The organism is Bacillus sp. N5-665 (genome assembly GCF_022637375.2).
Lineage (GTDB): Bacteria > Bacillota > Bacilli > Bacillales > Bacillaceae_G > Bacillus_A > Bacillus_A wiedmannii.
Genome location: NZ_CP093325.1, coordinates 4,790,001 through 4,808,945, shown reverse-complemented (window position 1 = coordinate 4,808,945; position 18,945 = coordinate 4,790,001). Strand labels below are relative to the sequence as shown.

Genomic DNA, 18,945 nt, shown 5'->3' with positions numbered 1-18,945 from the left:
TAATCATTAGTGGGGGATGTGACACATACTCGGCTTATTTATTATGAAATGAATGGAGTATGTAAAAATGCGAACTATGACTAAATACTCTAAGAATGTTTTTATTAACAAGGTGATATCTTCACTATGTTAATTATTTTGATTTTAGCAAAAATATTCAGAAAAGTATATTGTTTTTTCTTTTTATTAAAAATAATTAGAATTTTATAACGATGGAAGTGTGAACAATAATTCATAGAATCTTTCTAGCAAACTAGTAAGAAGAAAGGTACAATGATAAGAGGTATGTCTGTAAAATAATAATTAATGGAGTTTTGTTTAAAATGAAAAAGTTAAAATATCTTTTTGTTTTTGGAATTATATTTGCTGCCGCGTTTTTTATAGGGAAAGATAAAATTATACAAAAGGCGCAAGTGTTCCGTTTAGAGTTTTTATCTGAAATGAAAGAAGCAACTATGATTGAAAATGTTCCGTTTATAAAGCAGTTACCAGAATTACCTCGTGGATGTGAAGTTACAAGTTTGGCTATGTTGCTAAAATACAAAGGTATACAAGTAGATAAGATGCAACTTGCTAGCGAAATTCATCGTGTTCCATTTGAACAAAATGGTTTACGTGGAAATCCTTATGAGGGGTTTGTTGGAAATATTTATACGAAGGCAGAGCCAGGATATGGTGTATATAATCAACCCATTTTTAATTTAGCAGAAAAATATGCTCCTGAAAAAGTAGTTAATTTAACAGGTAGAGACGTGCAAGATATGTATAAAGTAGTTAGTTCCGGTTCGCCAGTATGGGTCATTATTAATACAACGTTTAAGCCACTAGCCGAGAGTAGTTTTGAAACATGGAATACAAGCTCTGGCGAAGTGAAAATTACATATTATGAACATAGTGTAGTAATAGTTGGGTATGATCAAAACTTTGTATATGTAAATGATCCGCTTAAAAATAATCCGCGTTTTGCTGTTCCGCGAGCAGAGTTTGAGAAAGCTTGGGAGCAAATGGGGAAACAAGCGATTACTATTCTATAATACTGAAAAAGTCATCTTTTTGATGGCTTTTTATTTTTAAGTTATTATAATGGAAAATTCAGAATATTCTTTTAAAAGTTAACAATTCACGTTATAATAACATTTAACTTGGTGAAGAAGGGGCGAAGAGAAATGGATGTTGCAAAGGAACTGGTTTTATCGAAAAATCAATTGATTGAGTGGAGAAGGCATTTTCATAAGTATCCAGAGTTATCTTTTCAAGAAGAAAAAACATCGCAATTTGTATTCGATATACTTCGAAAAATCCCATGTTTAGAAGTGTCAAGACCTACTAAATATAGTGTAATGGCAAGGTTGATTGGTAAGCAACCTGGTAAAACCATCGCGGTTCGTGCTGACATGGACGCTCTTCCTATTCATGAAGAAAATGAGTTTGATTTTATTTCTACATATCCAGGTGTTATGCATGCATGTGGCCATGATGGACATATAGCGATATTACTTGGGGTCGTACATAAGTTAGTAGAAAAAAGAGAGAAGATTAAAGGAGAGATTCGTTTTCTCTTCCAACATGCAGAAGAAAACTTTCCTGGCGGTGCAGAGGAAATGGTTGCAGCGGGCGTAATGGAAGGTGTGGATTATATTATTGGTGCTCACCTTTGGGCATCGTTAGAGGTTGGTAAAATAGGTGTAATTTATGGTCCTGCAATGGCTGCCCCAGATGTTTTTAAAATTACGATAGAAGGAAAAGGTGGACATGCTGGAATCCCTCATGAAACGGTTGATAGTATTGCAATCGGTACACAAGTCGTTTCGCAACTTCAGCACATTGTATCTCGCCTCACGAATCCGTTAGATTCTCTTGTAGTATCTGTTACGCAATTTCATGCTGGGACAACCCATAATGTGATTCCAGAACAAGCGGAGATTGAAGGGACAGTGCGGAGTTTAAGACATGAGTTGCGAGAAGAAACAGAGAAAAGGATTGAACGGATTGTGAAGCATGTGACGGAATCTTACGGAGCGAAATATACATTTTCTTATGAATATGGATATCGACCAGTAGTAAATGATTATGAAGTTACAGAGATTATTGAGCAAACTGCATTACAGCTTTATGGAAGGGAACGAGTTACTCGTTTACAACCGACGATGGCTGGGGAAGATTTTTCAGCGTTTTTACAAAAGGCGCCAGGGACATTCTTTTTTATCGGAGCGGGAAATAAAGAGAAGGGAATTATATATCCGCACCATCATCCTCGTTTTACGATTGATGAAGATGCATTACCGATTGGAGTGGAAGTTTTTGTATCATCTATTATGAATTTTATAAGTAAAGGAGAATGAGATGAAGAAAATACACGTATTAGCGCTTATTCCAGTTTTTTGTTTAGTTGTTGGACCTGTATTTGCTAATTCAGTTACTCCTTACGTATTAGGGATGCCATTTTTATTATTTTGGGTATTATTATCGGTGCTCATTACGTCTCTTTGTATGGGGCTTGTGTACGTATTTGATCCTGCTAATAAGGGGGATGTAAAATGATCGCCTTACTTATCATTATTTTATTTTTGTTTCTCGCACTATTTTTAGGAATTCGGGCACAACATGGAAAAGATATGAATTTAGAGCAATGGTCAGTTGGAGGAAGAGGCTTTGGCACTATTTTTGTTTTTCTTCTTATGGCAGGTGAAATTTATACGACGTTCACATTTTTAGGCGGAAGTGGATGGGCGTATAGTAAAGGAGCACCTACTTTCTATATTTTAGGTTATGGTGCACTAGCTTATATTTTATCTTACTTTTTATTGCCGCCAGTTTGGAAGTATGCGAAAGAGCATAATCTTGTTTCACAGCCAGATTTTTTTGTGAAGAAATATAAGAGTCAGACGCTTGGCATTATCGTTTCTGTCATTGGGGTTATTTCAATTATCCCATACCTTGTTTTACAGTTAAAAGGATTAGGTATTATCGTTTCGGAAGCATCTTACGGCAGGGTATCACCAGTTATTGCAGTGTGGATTGGTGCGATTGTTATAACGATATATGTAATGGTTTCAGGCATATACGGCTCTGCTTGGACAGCCGCTTTGAAGGATATTATGATCCTGTTTATCGTTATGTTTTTAGGTATATATTTACCATATCATTATTACGGAGGTTTTCAGCCGATGTTTGAAGCTGTAGAAGCAGCAAAACCAGGATTTCTATCTTTACCTGATGAAGGAATGAGCATTTCTTGGTTTGTTTCTACTATTGTATTAACAGCTCTCGGTTTCTATATGTGGCCCCATACATTCGCTTCTGCTTTCTCTGCAAAAAATGAAAAAGTATTTCGTAAAAATGCGGCAATTATGCCATTGTATTCTTTAGTTTTACTTTTCGTGTTCTTTGCAGGGTTTGCAGCTATACTGCAAGTTCCAGGGTTAAAGGGAGGGGATGTAGACCTTTCGTTATTCCGTCTCGCTCTTCAAACATTTGATCCATGGTTTATTGGTATTATTGGTAGTGCAGGAGTATTAACAGCATTAGTTCCGGGTTCCATGCTTGTTATGGCGGCATCTACTTTATTAGCAAAAAATATTTACCGAACAATGGTCCCATCTGCTTCAGATAGACAAGTTGCTAAAGCGGCAAAATTATTTGTTCCTGTAGTAACGCTTGTAGCTGTTTTGTTCACTTTTAAAGGTGGAGAAACAATAGGAGCACTTCTTTTAATGGGATACAGTATAGTGACACAACTTTTCCCTGCGCTTGTATGTAGTTTGTTTCCACGTCAAGTTATTACGAAGCAAGGGGCAATTGCAGGAATGGGGATTGGATTGTTAGTGGTCGCATATATTACTTTATCTGGTTCAACTATAGCTACAATGTTTCCAGGTTTCCCTCAATATATAAAAGATTTAAATGTAGGTATAGTCGCATTGTTAATGAATATGATTGTGATGTTTATCGTTAGCGGGTTCACGAGAAATGTGTCTATAAAGACAGACAGTATAATAGTAGAAAAGTAATCCGTGTGCTAGAGCTATCTTTGAAAAGAGATAGCTCTTTTTTGTATATATTTTCTTCTATTAGCGGAATCTAACTAAAAACTTGTTGAAAAGGAAGTTAGGTGGGGGAATTGTTAGAGTTAAAAGGTAACTTATTTGAAGTTATGAAAGAAATTAGGGATGAATTAGGTTCGCCTAATGATTTAACAATTAGGGAAGTTGCCCTTGCGGGTAGTTTTACACGCTGTGCGGTTATTTTTTTATGTGGGTTAACAGATAAGGATAATGTTTATAAATATGTAGTTCGTACACTTCAATATGAAGAAGTACAAAAAGAAGAAGCTGTTGTTCAAACATTATTGGATCGTTTTATTTCTATTGCAGAAGTCGGTATGAAGACAACGTTTCCAGACATTATAAATGCGATTTTAGCAGGAGACACAGTTATATTAATTGATAATATTCAAACCGCTATTGTCATTAATAGCCGAGCATGGGAAAAAAGAAGTCTAGAATCTCCAGTAACAGAAGATTTAATACGTGGACCAAGAATTGGATTGAATGAAGATATTAACGTAAATAAGATGTTAATTCGCCGCAGCTTACGTGATCCGAAGTTACGGTTTCGATCCTATATTATGGGGAAGCGATCGCAAAAAGAAGTAACTTTAGTCTATATAGAGGATATTATTAACCCTTATATTGTAGACGAATTAGATCGACGGCTTCAATCAATAGTGGCAGACGTTATTCTTGAGACAGGAACGATTGAGCAATTAATTCAAGACAATAATTTATCACCATTCCCGCAATTTTTGAATACAGAAAGACCTGATAATATAGTGGCTGCGCTAGCGAAAGGAAAAGCGGCCATTTTAGTGGACGGATCACCATTTGCTCTTATCGCTCCACTAGTGTTTGTTGATATTTTTCAATCTGTAGAAGATCATTATGAGCGCTGGGTAATTGGTACGTTATTAAGAATTTTACGTATGGGATCAGGTATTGCTGCTGTTTTACTACCTGCCACGTACGTAGCGCTTGTTTCGTATCATCAAGGGCTTATTCCCTCTAAATTAGCTTATTCTATTGCGGGAGCGAGAGAAGGGGTACCATTTCCGGCATATATAGAAACGTTAATGATGGCATTAACGATGGAGTTAATACGAGAAGCGGGAATTAGGTTGCCAAAACCGATGGGGCAAACAATTGGGATTGTAGGTGGTCTTGTAATTGGAGAAGCTGCGGTGAACGCAGGGATTGTAAATCCGTTTTTAGTAATTATTATTGCAGTTACTGCAATTGCTACATTTTCACTGCCTGTATATAGCATTACGATTACGTTTCGGATTTTACTTTTTGTCTTTGTTTTAGCGGCGACTGCTTTTGGACTATATGGAATTATTTTAGCTCTTATTGCACTTGCGATTCATATTACGAATTTAAAGAGTGTTGGGGTGCCATATACAACGCCTATTGCTCCTGCATTTTATAAAGATTGGGAAGAAGAAATGATTCGCTTGCCAAAATCAATGTTGAAAGAAAGACCAGAGTACTTACAAACGAAAGATTCTACAATACGTCCAAAGGAGCGAGAGTAATTGAAGCCATTTGAATATGGGGATGAAGAGATTGGATCTCGTGAAATTGGTTTTGCGGTATCGTCAACAATTATCGGTATAGGTGCATTATCTATGCCGCGAGATATTGCTACGCAAACCTTATTTTCGGACGGTTGGATTATTTTGCTTTTGGGTGGATTAGTCTGTGCGGTTTTAGGGTGGTTTGTAACGAGGGTAGCTATTTTATTCCCAAAACAAAACTTTGTTCAATATACGAGTGCACATTTGACGAAGCCTGTTGCATACACAATTAGTAGCATTTTAGTATTAACGTTTGCTGCTTTGACAGCATATGAATCGCGAATGATTGCAATTATTTCACAAACGTATTTATTTAGTGATACACCAGTGCAACTATTGTCTTTCTTTTTCCTATTAGTTGTTATTTATGGAATAGCAGGATCGAGAGCGGCTTTATTAAGGCTAAACGTTTTGTTTTTACCTATAGTTTTAATTGCGATAGTGCTGCTTTCTTTATTGAATATAAATTTAATGGAAATAAATAATTTACTACCAGCTTTTCAAACGGACGTCAGTCAATATGCTGTAGGAGTTAAAAACTCTATTTTCACATTTATCGGATTTGAGGTAGCTCTGTTTTATGCTGTGATGTTGAACGATAAGTCAGTGAAAAAGGCACCGATGGCAGTTGCAAAAGCGGTGATGGTAAACGTGTTGTCATACATTTTAATTTATGTAACTTGTATTAGTGTTTTTACATATATGACAACACGTGGATTGACATATCCAACAATTGAACTAGGGAAAGAAATTGAAATTGGTGGGGGGTTTTTAGAAAGGTTTGATGCGATTTTTTTTACTACTTGGATTATTACTATTTATAACACTACAGCAATGTATTATGACGTCGCATCTTTATTGTTTTGTGCTATGTTTCCGAAAGTGAAGAAACATATTTTTATTTTCGTAAGTGCCCCGATTATTTTTATGCTGAATATGATACCTAGTAGTTTGAATGACTTGTCAAATTACGGAACTTATTTAGCTTGGATAGATATGGGCTTTGTCGTGTTAGCACCTTTGTTAGTTTTTATTGTATATAAAATAAAAAGAAGGAATGGTAGAAATGAAACACCTTCTTAAAATTATAATGCTTCTAGTGTTAGCGGGATCGATAGGTGGATGCTCTGAGTTAGAAGAAATAGAAGAAAGAGGATTTGTAGTAGGTGCAGCCTATGATATTGTGAAAAAAAAGAAAGCGAATCCAATTATGAAAGGGACGTATCAGATGGTACTCCCCAGTAAATTGTCGCAACAAGGTGGACAAGGTGGTGGAGATAGCGAAAATTATATTAATGTGAGTGCGAAGGCAGATAGTGTCTTTGAGCAAATACGAATTATTGCCAAAAAAATTAGTCGCTCACTATTCTTTCCGCACATACAAGTGATAATTTTTTCTAAAGATTTATTATCGAATCCATATGTTTTACAAAATACGTTAGATGTATATATTCGTGATCATGAGATGAGAAGAAATATACGTTTGTTCGTTTCTAAGAAAAATGCAGAAGCTATTTTGAAGCAGAGCGCTAAGCCTGAAAATTTACCGGCGCAGTATATTGATATGTTAGCTGAACATCCTCCGAAAAATGCTCAAATGATTGAGGCTGCAAGAATTGGTGAAGTTCAGGAAAAGATGATTTCCAACCGAAGCTTCGTATTACCTATTCTTGAATTAACAAGGCAAGGGGTACAAATGAACGGGGCAGCGTTGTTTCGCGGGAAGGATAATAAGTGTGTAGGTAGTTTGAATGGAGAAGAAACATTTGGAATAAATTATATAATAGGTAAGAAAATTGGAGGATTCTTTACCATTCGTAAAAAAGACCAGCTTATTACATATGAAATTCATAAAATGCGTCGAAAGATTAAAGTATCTACAGAAAATGCTACAAAACCGAAGTTCGATATTCACTTGTTTTTGGAAGGAACATTGGCTGAGTTGCATTTTAGTGATCATAAACAAATTATGAACGAAAAGCGATTAAAGAAAAACATCACGGAGGAAATGGAGAAGCGCATTCAAAAATCGATTAAGCTTGTTCAAAAAAAATATAAGGTAGATGTATTAGAGTTAGGGAACGTATATAAGCGGCATAATTATAAAGAATGGAAGAAGATAGATAAGAATTGGGATCAAGGTGAAAATTACTTTAGTAATGCTGAGATTACTGTTCATGTTCATCCGACAATTGAGCATTCAGGTTCAGCTTTACCAAAAAGAGTAAAGTAAGGTGATGGAAGGTGTTTACTGGATTAGGAATTAGTTGCACAATATTAATGGCGATTCTTCCGGGGGCCATATACTTTATTCATAAGAAACTCACAATGTATGGAGCACAGCCTTGGAATACTGATGCACAAAAAAAGAAACCTGAATGATTTCAGGTTTCTTTCGCACAAAGCATATGTGAAGGGGGATACCTTCTATGTATGCTTTGCTTTTATACAAGCCCTAACCAATGTACCAACTGTGTAGAGAGGAATGTCACAACAATGGCGATAACGGTAGGGATTGCAAACGATAAGAATGTCCATTTTGCACTTTTTGTTTCTTTATATATGTTAACCAGTGTTGTTCCACATGGGAAGTGAAGAAGTGAGAACAACATTGTGTTTAACGCTGTTAACCAAGTCCAACCATTTTCTAAGAATAGATTTTTAATTTGATTAAAATCGTCTATTTCAGTTAAAGCTCCAGTTGATAAATAAGACATTAATAAAATAGGGATAACAATTTCATTCGCTGGTAGTCCAAGAATGAATGCAGCTAAAATAAATCCATCAAGTCCTAACATTTTAGCGAACGGATCTAGGAAGTTTACAAAATACATAAGTAAGCTTGTGTCACCGATGAAAATATTAGCTAGTAACCAAGTTAATGCAGCAGCAGGGGCAGCTACAACAACAGCTCGTTTTAAAACATAAATTGATTTATCGAGTGTTGCACGTACAATTGTATTCCAAACTTTTGGTTTACGGTACGGTGGTAACTCAAGAGTGTAGTGAGTTGGCACACCTTTTAAAGCTGTTTTTGATAGTACCCAAGAAACAGTTAATGTCATAATAACACCAATTACAACCATTCCAACTACAACGCCAGCAGTAACTAATGTTTGCATACTACCTGTATAACCAGCGGCCATAAATAAGGAAGCCATTAAAATTAACATAGGCCAGCGACCGTTACAAGGAACGAAGTTGTTTGTTAAGATTGCAAGCATACGTTCACGTGGTGATTCAATAATACGCGTTGACATAATAGCGGCTGCATTACAACCAAATCCCATTGCCATTGTTAAAGATTGTTTGCCATGTGCACCGGAGCGTTTGAATAAGCGATCCATATTAAAAGCGACACGTGGTAAGTATCCGTAGTTTTCTAATAGTGCGAACATAGGGAAAAAGATTGCCATAGGTGGTAACATAACGCTAATAACAGCACCGATACCACGGAATAAACCAAGTATTAAAATGCCATGTAGCCATTCGGGTGCATGTGCTGCCTGGAACCAAGATGTTAAATATCCTTCGGCCCATCCGAAAAACTCAGCAATCATATCAGATGGTACGTTAGCACCTGCAATTGTAAGATAAAAAATAATAGATAAAATACCGAGCATAATTGGAAATCCCCAGATTGGAGATGTGAAAATTTTATCTAGTTTTTCAGAACGATACAATTTATCAGTATTTGTATATTGAACAGACTCTTTACATATGCTTGCAGATGTTCGATAAATATCTCCGACAATATCATCTCGTATATCTTCTTTTGAGAGTGTTTGTGCATGTTGAATAATATAGTCTAATGGAAGAGCTTTACTGGCTGAGTGAGATTCCATTCATTACGACCTCCCTTACAAGCGGTTCATTATGGTGTTTTTGAAGTGTAGTTAAGAAATTTTTATCTCCATCTAATATACGTAACGCAATCCAACGTGCTGGATACATATCACCGAACACTTTATAAATTTGTGGTTCTAATTCCTGAATCATATTTTCGATTTTTTCACTGTAAGAAATTTTAATTGGTGTTGGAATTAATTTTTTATTTGCTACTTTAGCGATAACGCTTAGCAAATGCCCAATACCTACTCGGTTACGAGCAGAAATCTTAACTACAGGTACACCGAGCGATTTTGCTAATTTCTTTTCATCAATAACGATGCCTTTTTTCTCCGCTTCATCAATTAAATTAATACAAATGACTACATTGCTTGTCATTTCCATCACTTGGAGAGCTAAATTTAAATTTCTTTCCATTGCAGTTGCATCTATAACAACTACAGTTACTTCTGGTTTTTCAAATATAATATAATCTCTTGCTACTTCTTCATCCGCAGAATTTGAATATAGTGAGTAAGTTCCGGGTAAATCTATTAATGTATATTTACTTCCGTTATGTTCATATTCCCCTTCAGCTTTTAAAACAGTTTTTCCCGTCCAGTTTCCAGTGTGTTGTTTTAAGCCTGTTAAAGTATTAAATAATGTACTTTTCCCGGTGTTCGGGTTGCCAGCTAAAGCAATACGATGTTTGCTCATCTGAAATCATCTCCTATTAATACCCCGAAAATAAGGGAACTTTCTTCCTTACGTAGTGCGATAGTTGTATTGCTTACTTGATAAGCGACCGGATCTCCAAGCGGACTGCGCTGTAATACTTTAATTGTTGCCCCAGGGATAAATCCTAAGTCTAATAAACGTCGTTTCATAGTTCCTTCTAATTGTATCTTCTCAATTTGTACAAACTCTCCTGTCTTAAACTCGGAAAGTGGTTTTGTATTAGCCGATACCATAAAAGTTACCTCATCTCTATATTGTTTGTTTAAGTTTAAAAAGTTTCCTTAGGTAAACTTTTTGTTAATAATATAGTAGACTACATTGGATGATGCTGTCAATTGGTACTTTAAAAATATTCATTTATTTTTAGAATTGTTCCAATTTATTTAGTTGTACTAAAAAATATTACTGAAATTCTGTTGAATGTAAATAAAGTAAGAGTGTAAAAGTTAAAAGATACAATGTATTTGTAAATGTATTTTTAATTAAAAAGGGAAAAGAGCGAAAAACATTTACATTGAATTTACATTGTTAAGAATAAATTTACATTACAGCTTAATTCGTGTGGATTTTGTTGGGTTCTTTAACTATAAATGTTGGGATTCCTAGCTTTTAAGGGTTATTATCGTCATTTACTTAAAATTAAAAATTGCTTAACACTCACATAATATTGTTGTCCTACAATGAATTTGTGTTCGAAAGAAAATGAATTCGAAAAGTGATAATCCAAATGGGGGTACAAGACATGGTTATGAAAAAAGGTATTAAATTTTCTTTAGCAGCTTTAGTGGTAGCAGGGGCGTTAGTTGGATGTGGGAAAGCAGATGATACAGCTAGTAAAGAAACTGCTAAAGGAAGCGATAATACAAAACAAGAATTATCAGGTACGATTGCAGCAGCTGGTTCTACAGCTCTTCTACCTCTTGCGGAGGAAGCTGGAAAGAAATTCATGGAGAAAAATTCAAAAGTTTCTATTCAAGTGCAAGGCGGCGGTAGTGGAACTGGGATTAACCAAGTAGCATCGGGTGCAGTACAAATTGGTAATTCAGATGTTCCATCAGGGGATAAAATAAAAGATGCTGAAAAAGCGAAAGAATTAGTAGATAACAAGGTTGCGGGTATTGCATTCGCGCTTGTCGTAAATAAAGATGTAAAAGTTGATAACTTAACAGTGCAACAAGTACAAGATATCTTCACTGGGAAAGTAACAAACTGGAAAGAGGTAGGCGGGAAAGATGAAAAAATCAACGTAATTAACCGTCCAGCTTCATCTGGTACACGTGCTACATTTGAAAAGACAGTTATGAAAGAAGCGAAAATTAATGATGGAACTGGTACAACACAAGATTCTAACGGTGCAGTAGAGCAAGCGATCAATTCTACTCCAGGTTCAGTAAGTTATTTAGCAATGTCTTACATGGTTGGCGATAAAAAAGGTGCGCTACAAACAGTGAAAATTGATGGTTCTGAACCAAAAGTTGAAAACATTTCGTCTGGTAAATATCCATTCTGGTCTTACGAGTACATGGTAACAAAAGGTGAAGCGAAAGAAGCAACGAAAGCTTACATTGATTATGTAAAAGGAAAAGACTTTGAAAAGCAAGTAGAAGATATGGGTTACATCCCAATGTCTAAATTAAATAAGTAATAAATTTTTATGGGGCTGGCTGCAAGGCCAGTCCTGTTCATTTCAATCTATGAAGTGGGGTCTGACCTGTGATGAAGGGGAAAAAACAAATTAATTACGTAAAAAGTGAATATATAGGAAAATCGCTTGTTACGTTTTGTGGTATTTTTATTGTTTTAATTACATTAGCTATTATTGCGTTTATTTGCGGTAAAGGTATTCAATCTTTTACACAAAGTGGTATCTCATTTACTGAGATGTTAACATCGACAAAATGGAATCCAAATGCTGACGAAGGAACCTTCGGGGCTTTGATTTTTATTGTAGGTTCAACGGTGGTTTCGTTAGGTGCGGTTATTATTAGTGCACCAATTGCTATAGCTCTTGCTATATTCATGAATTTAATTTCGCCAAAGTTTGGAAATAAAGTATTGAAGCCCGTTTTAGAATTATTAGTTGGTATTCCTTCGGTTGTATACGGATTATTAGGGGTTACGATTTTAGTGCCACTATTACGTGATTCGTTCGGGGGAGTGGGATTTAGTCTAATTGCGGGTATTGTTGTATTAAGTATTATGATTTTACCTACTATTGCTAGTATCGCTTCTGATGCAATACGCTCTGTTCCATTTGATTATTTAGAAGCTTCTTATGGTCTAGGATCAACGAAATGGCAAGCGGTTAGCCGAGTGATTGTTCCTGCTGCGAAAAAAGGGATTTTAACAGGTGTTGTTTTAGGTTTAGCGCGTGCTTTTGGTGAAGCATTAGCGGTTCAAATGGTAATCGGGAACACAATTAAATTACCAGAAGGAATATATAGCCCGACAGCGACGTTAACTGGTATTTTGACAATGGACATGACAAATACATTAAACGGAACTGCTTGGAATAATGCGCTATGGACTTTAGCGATGATTTTACTTGTTATTTCATTCCTGTTTATTTTAGTAATTCGAGCGATTGGGCAAAGAGGTGAGCGATAATAATGAATGCAAGAACGGTAAATAAAATTTGGACAGGTATCTTTTATGCGGTTGCGGCTTTAGTTGTAGCTCTGCTAGTATTCTTAGTGTTTGAAATTCTGCAAAAGGGATGGGGATTTTGGGATCCTGATTTTTTGTTTGGAGAACCAAGTAATACAAGAGCTGGTGGTGGGATTGGTCCACAGTTATTCAATTCTTTCTACATGCTTGTTATAACGCTTGTTATATCTATTCCTCTTGGGTTAGGGGCTGGAATATATTTAGCAGAGTACGCAAAACAAGGGCGCTTTTTAAATTTTGTTCGCTTATGTATTGAGACAATGGCGTCGTTACCTTCGATTGTTGTTGGTTTATTCGGTTTGTTAGTGTTCGTTACCATGACGGGTTGGGGATACACAGTAATGGGCGGTGCTCTTGCTTTAACTATTTTAAACTTACCAGGTTTAACACGTGTTTGTGAAAATGCGATTTCAGAAGTGCCTCATAATGTAAAAGAGGCAAGTCTTGGATTAGGTGCAACGAAATGGCAAACAATTGCTCGTATCATTATTCCGTCGTCATTACCGCAAATTATTACAGGTATTATTTTAGCGGCAGGTCGTATATTTGGTGAAGCGGCAGCGTTAATTTACACAGCGGGTTTAACATCCCCGATTTTAAATTCAGCAGCGGACTTCTCAAGTCCTGCGCATCCTTTAAATCCATTTAGACCAGCTGAAACGTTAGCGGTTCACATTTGGAAGTTAAATTCTGAAGGAGTTATTCCGGATGCAAAGTTGATTGCGACAAAATCTGCAGCTGTATTAATTATTATGGTATTACTATTCAACGTTATTTCACGCTTGGTAGCATCTATATTGCACAAGCGTTTTACAGGAACGAAAAGAAAAAGTAAAACGACGAAGAAAGCAAAAGTGGCATAAATTATAAAGAGGAACTCTCTACTTATAAGTAGAGAGTTCTTTTTGTATTTTAATATAGAAGGAATGGATGTAATGATTGTTGAATTTGTAATTGATTATATAGATGAATAGGTACAGGTGAGAGGAGAAGTTAATTTGTTTTTTCTGCAAATGTCAGGTTTTCCTGGATCGGGAAAATCGACAGTTTCTAAGTATATAGCGAAGTTAACGGGTGCTGTAATTGTAAATCATGACGTTTTGAAATCGGCATTGTTACAATCATTAGAAATGAAAGGGGTTGAATCGACAATTGTTGGAGGAGTATCATACGATGTTGAATGGGCATTGATTGATTCTTATTTAGAACAAGGGCATAGTGTTATATTAGATAGTCCATGTTTATATGAAGGGATGGTTGAAAAAGGAATGAAACTGTCTAATAAACATGGTGTGAAATATAAATATATTGAATGCTATCTTAATGATATGGAGGAGATTAATAATAGGTTACAAACACGTAAACGTATGGTCAGTCAGATTGGAAAAGTCGATTCGGAAGTAGCTTTTAAAAAGTGGTTAGATGGTAGTAAAAGACCTTTAAATAGTGAATGTCTTATTGTAGATTCTGGTAAACCTCTAGAGCGATATGCTCAAAAAATGATGGATTATATCAGTAAGTAGAGAAAAGGCGTTATCTTCGTTCTTGAAGATAACGCCTTTTTCTTTAAATATCAGGTGTTTCTGTAGAAGTGCTTATTTTTCTACGAGAGCGTCTTTTTCTCCCGATTTTATCTAATAGTTCATACATAACTGGAACGACTACTAATGTAAGAACGGTTGAGACTGCTAAACCACCGATGACAACGACGGCAAGACTTTTTGATACCATGCTTCCTGCTTGCGATTGACCAAATAGGAGAGGAAGCATAGCGACGATTGTCGTTATAGCTGTCATAATAATTGGACGTAATCTAGTAGAACCCGCTTCTAGTAAGGCTTCTCTTGTTTCCATGCCGTGTTCCCGATTTTGTTGCACTCTTTCTATTAATACAATAGCGTTTGTAACGACAATCCCGATTAACATTAATGCGCCGATTAAGGAATTTACATCAACAGGTGTTCCTGAAATGATTAACCCTAAAATACCGCCAACAGCAGCTAATGGCAAGGAGAACAAAATTGCAAAAGGAGCGCGCGCCTGTCCGAAGGTGATAACCATAATTAAATATACAATCCCGATTGCAATCCCCATAATTTTGAATAAATCTGTGAAGTTCTCTTGCATAGATTCAGTTGCACCTGCAATAGTTACTTTTGCGCCGCTAGGTAAGTCTAAGTTAGCTATCGTTTCGTTTACTTCTGCGCTTACTTTACTTAAATCTTCATTTGAGGCCTCGGCAGTAATTTGAATCGTTTCTTTTCCGTCTTTATGGAAGACTTCTGTTTGAAGTTGCTTTTCTGAAATAGTTGCAATGTCTTTTAAAGGAATTGGTCCATTAATAGGTGATAGTATGTTTGTGTTTAAAATGTCTTCTTGTTTAGTAATGTTTTCTTTTTTGTGTTCTATTATAATAGTTGTTTTTTCATTATTAATTGAAACTTCACCAATAGGTGATTTCTTCATAAGGAATGCTACTTGTTGAGCTGCTAATTCTGGTGTTAAGCCTAGTTGTTCGGCCTTTGTTTGATCAACATGGATTTGCCATTCTTTCTTAGAGTCTTCTAAATTTGTTTTTACTTTAGAGAGAGCAGTCATATTTTTTAGTTTTGTTTCGACGATAGTAGCAGCCTCTTTTAAATTCGTTTCGTTAGTAGCTGTTACGTTGAATTGCAAATTGTTGCCACCACCAGAGCTTGAATAACTCGTTTTTATATAATCTAGTTCAGCAGGCTCAAAAGCTTTATGTTCTTTCTTTAACTCTTTAATATATTGATCAATATCAGAGCCTTTCTTGAAGACTACAAATATACTGGCAAGATTATTTTTTGTCGTTTGCCCCCATTGTGCATCTTCTGCGCTAGATCCCATTCGTAAAATAACATCCGTTACATCCGAATTAGAAAGTAATTTCTTTTCGAAATCGAAGGCTTTTTGTTTTTGCGTTTCAGGAGCGTAATCAGTTGGGAAAGTCATATTAATAGATAACATTGTGTCGTCTTCAGATTTTATGTTCGCTTTCGGTAGTAATACATAGGCTGCAATTGATCCTACGAATAATAATAAAGCAGTAAGTAGAATAATGAATTTATGCGAAAGAGCCCACTTTAATGTAGCGACATATCGTGGTGAAGAACTTGGCTTTTTGTGCTTTGTTTTTTTGAGTAGTAAAAAAGCCATAAGTGGAACAACTGTTAGTGCAACGATTAAGGATGATAGTATAGAATATACAACTGCTAATACCATAGGTAACATTAATTTTCCGATTACTCCTGATACGAGGCCGATAGGTAAGAAAACAGCGACCGTTGTTAAAGTAGAAGAAGTAATTGCGACGGCGACCTCTTTCGTTGCATCGAGAATAATATCTTTAGAGAAAGATTCTTTTTGTAAACGGCGGAAAATGTTCTCGATGACAACGATACTATCATCAACGAGACGTCCAACTGCAACTGCTAAACCACCAAGCGTTAAGGTGTTAAGTGTGATGTTAGATTGGTGTAGTAAAAAGAGTGTTAATAAAATAGATAATGGAATACTGACAACGGCGATGAGTGTCGTTCGGAAGTTACGCAAAAAGATTAAGATAATTAGAGTTGCAGCAATTGCTCCAAGAATTACTTCTTTGCCCATACTAGTAACAGCATTTTCAACTTGCTCATGAGTTGAGGCTAAAAGTTTAATAGAAAACTGATCTTTATATTGTTTACTTATATCTTTGATTTTCTTATCGATTTCCTTTCCGATTGCAACTGCATTTTTGCTTGGCTCTTTCATGATGATTAATCCGGTTCCTTCTTCTCCGTTTATATGTGAGATTGTATCGTAGTGTTGTTTAAGTTCAATTTGAGCAACATCTTGCAATTTTACTTGAGGTGCAACAGTTATGTTTTTAATATCATCTACATTTTTTATATCCCCAATGACACGAAGATTATATTCTTCTTTATTAACGGTAATTGCTCCAGCTGGAGTGGAAGTTTCTTTTCCTTGTAAAACTTTTAATATTTGTTCTGTTGCTACGTTTTTATCTTTTAATTGGTTTGGGTCTAGTGTGATAGATAATTCAGAGGTTGATTTTCCGAAAAACATAACGTTGGCAACACCATCAATGCTTTCGAGTTGTGGTACGATTTCTTTTTCGATTTGCTTTTCATCTGCTTTTGAAAAACCGTTTTGCTTCTGGATAGCAATTTGAGCGAGTGGGATCATAGAAGTATTTAATTGGCTAACTATTGGTTTCGTTGCATCTTTAGGTAATTTAATTGTGTTAATGGCCTTTTCAACCTCGCGTGCTGCGTCTTTCATATTTGCTTTGGATGTATACGCGATATCGATACGTGATAATCCCTCGTGCGTAGAAGAGGTGATGCTGTCGATGTGTTCTAAATTGCGAAATTGTTTTTCGAGGGGATCAGTTACTTCTTTCGTCATCGCTTCAGCGTCGAGTCCTTGAGATAAGGTTGTGACAGTGACTGCTGGATTATCGATGCTTGGTAAAAATTCCATAGGTAGTTTAGATCCGGAATAAACGCCAAGTACGGAAATGAGAAAAACCATGATGATAACAGCAGCGCGGTTTTTTAATGAAAACTTTGTTAACCTATCCATAAAGTAATTCCTCCATTGGTTTATTTATAGTTGAGTACGTCCTTTCTTACTATATAACAAAAAATGGATATTTTTCATTAATTAAATGTAAAAAAATTCTAACAATAATCTTAAGTTAATGTTTTTGTTGGAATTTCGTTATTTATGCCGCTATTCGCCGAGCGATAAGACTATTACCTAATCGAGCTGTCTGTAAACAACCGATTCGTTCAATTAATAGTTTGTGTGGAGGAACAAAACTAAAAATCGGCATGTTTGCTTTATGTAGGAAGTGGTGAATCTATTTTTTAGTTTGGATTAATTTGTTTTTTATATTGTTAGTCTATAGAGAAGCGAATGATCAGGCGTTAATATAGAAGAGAATGAAAATCTAGGAAGGGGTTATGAAATACAGTTTGGTTAACTAGAGTGTATTGGTATACAATTTAAATAGCTGTTTTCCGTAGATGGGATGAGGCGTCTCTATATAGAAGAAAGTAGGATGGATATTTTTTTGTGTTTTTTTAAAAAAACACTTGTTATTTAAAAATCATGATGGTATATTAATAAACGTCGCTGATGCGGAAACGCAGAAAACGACAAAAAAGAAATTTTAAAACTTAGTTGACATCAAAAAACGAAGATGTTAATATGGTGAAGTCGCTTCTGGAGCGGCAAACAAGTTCTTTGAAAACTGAACGAAACAAACAACGTGAAACGTCAATTTTTATTTTTAGATGCTAGACAAACTAACTTTATTGGAGAGTTTGATCCTGGCTCAGGATGAACGCTGGCGGCGTGCCTAATACATGCAAGTCGAGCGAATGGATTGAGAGCTTGCTCTCAAGAAGTTAGCGGCGGACGGGTGAGTAACACGTGGGTAACCTGCCCATAAGACTGGGATAACTCCGGGAAACCGGGGCTAATACCGGATAACATTTTGAACTGCATGGTTCGAAATTGAAAGGCGGCTTCGGCTGTCACTTATGGATGGACCCGCGTCGCATTAGCTAGTTGGTGAGGTAACGGCTCACCAAGGCAACGATGCGTAGCCGACCTGAGAGGGTGATCGGCCACACTGGGACTGAGACACGGCCCAGACTCCTACGGGAGGCAGCAGTAGGGAATCTTCCGCAATGGACGAAAGTCTGACGGAGCAACGCCGCGTGAGTGATGAAGGCTTTCGGGTCGTAAAACTCTGTTGTTAGGGAAGAACAAGTGCTAGTTGAATAAGCTGGCACCTTGACGGTACCTAACCAGAAAGCCACGGCTAACTACGTGCCAGCAGCCGCGGTAATACGTAGGTGGCAAGCGTTATCCGGAATTATTGGGCGTAAAGCGCGCGCAGGTGGTTTCTTAAGTCTGATGTGAAAGCCCACGGCTCAACCGTGGAGGGTCATTGGAAACTGGGAGACTTGAGTGCAGAAGAGGAAAGTGGAATTCCATGTGTAGCGGTGAAATGCGTAGAGATATGGAGGAACACCAGTGGC

At 36.4% G+C, this 18,945-nt stretch carries 15 protein-coding genes and 1 rRNA gene (1 of these 16 cut by a window edge); 12 read left to right on the top strand and 4 right to left on the bottom strand.

Annotated features, from left to right (window positions below):
* The first annotated feature begins 323 nt into the window (after window positions 1–323).
* From MNO09_RS27400 to MNO09_RS27370, 7 genes are all read left to right on the top strand, one after another.
* Window positions 324–1,034, top strand: coding sequence for a C39 family peptidase (locus tag MNO09_RS27400; protein WP_000734466.1), 711 nt, complete (start codon window positions 324–326; stop codon window positions 1,032–1,034).
* Between the two features lie 132 nt (window positions 1,035–1,166).
* Entirely contained in the window at window positions 1,167–2,342 is a 1,176-nt protein-coding gene (locus MNO09_RS27395; protein ID WP_000382108.1) for a M20 family metallopeptidase, read from the top strand.
* A 1-nt stretch (window position 2,343) separates the two neighbouring features.
* A complete protein-coding gene (locus MNO09_RS27390; RefSeq protein ID WP_000719861.1) occupies window positions 2,344–2,541 on the top strand; it encodes a DUF3311 domain-containing protein in 198 nt (65 codons plus the stop codon).
* The gene (locus MNO09_RS27385) at window positions 2,538–4,010 is read left to right on the top strand and encodes a sodium:solute symporter family protein (RefSeq protein ID WP_000561012.1); all 1,473 of its coding nucleotides are present in this window, start codon (window positions 2,538–2,540) and stop codon (window positions 4,008–4,010) included. The genes MNO09_RS27390 and MNO09_RS27385 overlap by 4 nt, the downstream gene beginning before the upstream one ends.
* 101 nt (window positions 4,011–4,111) lie before the next feature.
* Window positions 4,112–5,590: a spore germination protein GerLA gene (gene gerLA / locus MNO09_RS27380; RefSeq protein ID WP_095205680.1), complete on the top strand. Its 1,479-nt coding sequence runs from the start codon at window positions 4,112–4,114 to the stop codon at window positions 5,588–5,590.
* Complete coding sequence (gene gerLB, locus MNO09_RS27375; RefSeq protein ID WP_000802029.1) at window positions 5,591–6,715, top strand: spore germination protein GerLB; 1,125 nt, start codon at window positions 5,591–5,593, stop codon at window positions 6,713–6,715.
* A complete protein-coding gene (locus MNO09_RS27370) occupies window positions 6,699–7,865 on the top strand; it encodes a Ger(x)C family spore germination protein (protein WP_140399204.1) in 1,167 nt (388 codons plus the stop codon). Before gerLB ends, MNO09_RS27370 begins: the two co-directional genes overlap by 17 nt.
* A 211-nt stretch (window positions 7,866–8,076) precedes the next feature.
* Here the strand turns inward: MNO09_RS27370 and MNO09_RS27365 are convergent, their stop codons facing one another.
* From MNO09_RS27365 to MNO09_RS27355, 3 genes are read right to left on the bottom strand one after another with little or no spacing between them, the layout of a single operon-like run.
* On the bottom strand, window positions 8,077–9,477 hold the full coding sequence (locus MNO09_RS27365; protein WP_000443603.1) for a nucleoside recognition domain-containing protein: 1,401 nt from the start codon (window positions 9,475–9,477) through the stop codon (window positions 8,077–8,079).
* Window positions 9,455–10,177, bottom strand: coding sequence for a FeoB small GTPase domain-containing protein (locus MNO09_RS27360; protein ID WP_000033857.1), 723 nt, complete (start codon window positions 10,175–10,177; stop codon window positions 9,455–9,457). Before MNO09_RS27360 ends, MNO09_RS27365 begins: the two co-directional genes overlap by 23 nt.
* The gene (locus tag MNO09_RS27355; RefSeq protein ID WP_000252989.1) at window positions 10,174–10,431 is read right to left on the bottom strand and encodes a FeoA family protein; all 258 of its coding nucleotides are present in this window, start codon (window positions 10,429–10,431) and stop codon (window positions 10,174–10,176) included. The genes MNO09_RS27360 and MNO09_RS27355 overlap by 4 nt, the downstream gene beginning before the upstream one ends.
* A 509-nt stretch (window positions 10,432–10,940) precedes the next feature.
* Here MNO09_RS27355 and MNO09_RS27350 point away from each other — a divergent pair.
* The 4 genes from MNO09_RS27350 to MNO09_RS27335 all read left to right on the top strand — a co-directional run bounded on the left by MNO09_RS27350 (window position 10,941) and on the right by MNO09_RS27335 (window position 14,388).
* Entirely contained in the window at window positions 10,941–11,843 is a 903-nt protein-coding gene (locus MNO09_RS27350; protein WP_000245097.1) for a phosphate ABC transporter substrate-binding protein PstS family protein, read from the top strand.
* Between the two features lie 71 nt (window positions 11,844–11,914).
* Window positions 11,915–12,805, top strand: coding sequence for a phosphate ABC transporter permease subunit PstC (pstC, locus tag MNO09_RS27345; protein ID WP_241950074.1), 891 nt, complete (start codon window positions 11,915–11,917; stop codon window positions 12,803–12,805).
* A 2-nt stretch (window positions 12,806–12,807) separates the two neighbouring features.
* The gene (gene pstA, locus MNO09_RS27340) at window positions 12,808–13,728 is read left to right on the top strand and encodes a phosphate ABC transporter permease PstA (RefSeq protein WP_000994129.1); all 921 of its coding nucleotides are present in this window, start codon (window positions 12,808–12,810) and stop codon (window positions 13,726–13,728) included.
* Window positions 13,729–13,863: 135 nt separating this feature from the next.
* Complete coding sequence (locus tag MNO09_RS27335) at window positions 13,864–14,388, top strand: P-loop nucleotide/nucleoside kinase family protein (protein WP_000465765.1); 525 nt, start codon at window positions 13,864–13,866, stop codon at window positions 14,386–14,388.
* A gap of 43 nt (window positions 14,389–14,431) precedes the next feature.
* Here MNO09_RS27335 and MNO09_RS27330 read toward each other — a convergent pair whose 3' ends face one another.
* Window positions 14,432–17,476, bottom strand: a complete 3,045-nt coding sequence (locus MNO09_RS27330; protein WP_070169402.1) for an efflux RND transporter permease subunit — start codon at window positions 17,474–17,476, stop codon at window positions 14,432–14,434.
* A gap of 734 nt (window positions 17,477–18,210) precedes the next feature.
* Between MNO09_RS27330 and MNO09_RS27325 the strand changes: the two genes are divergently transcribed.
* A 16S ribosomal RNA gene (locus MNO09_RS27325) occupies window positions 18,211–18,945 on the top strand; it runs 817 nt beyond the window's last position.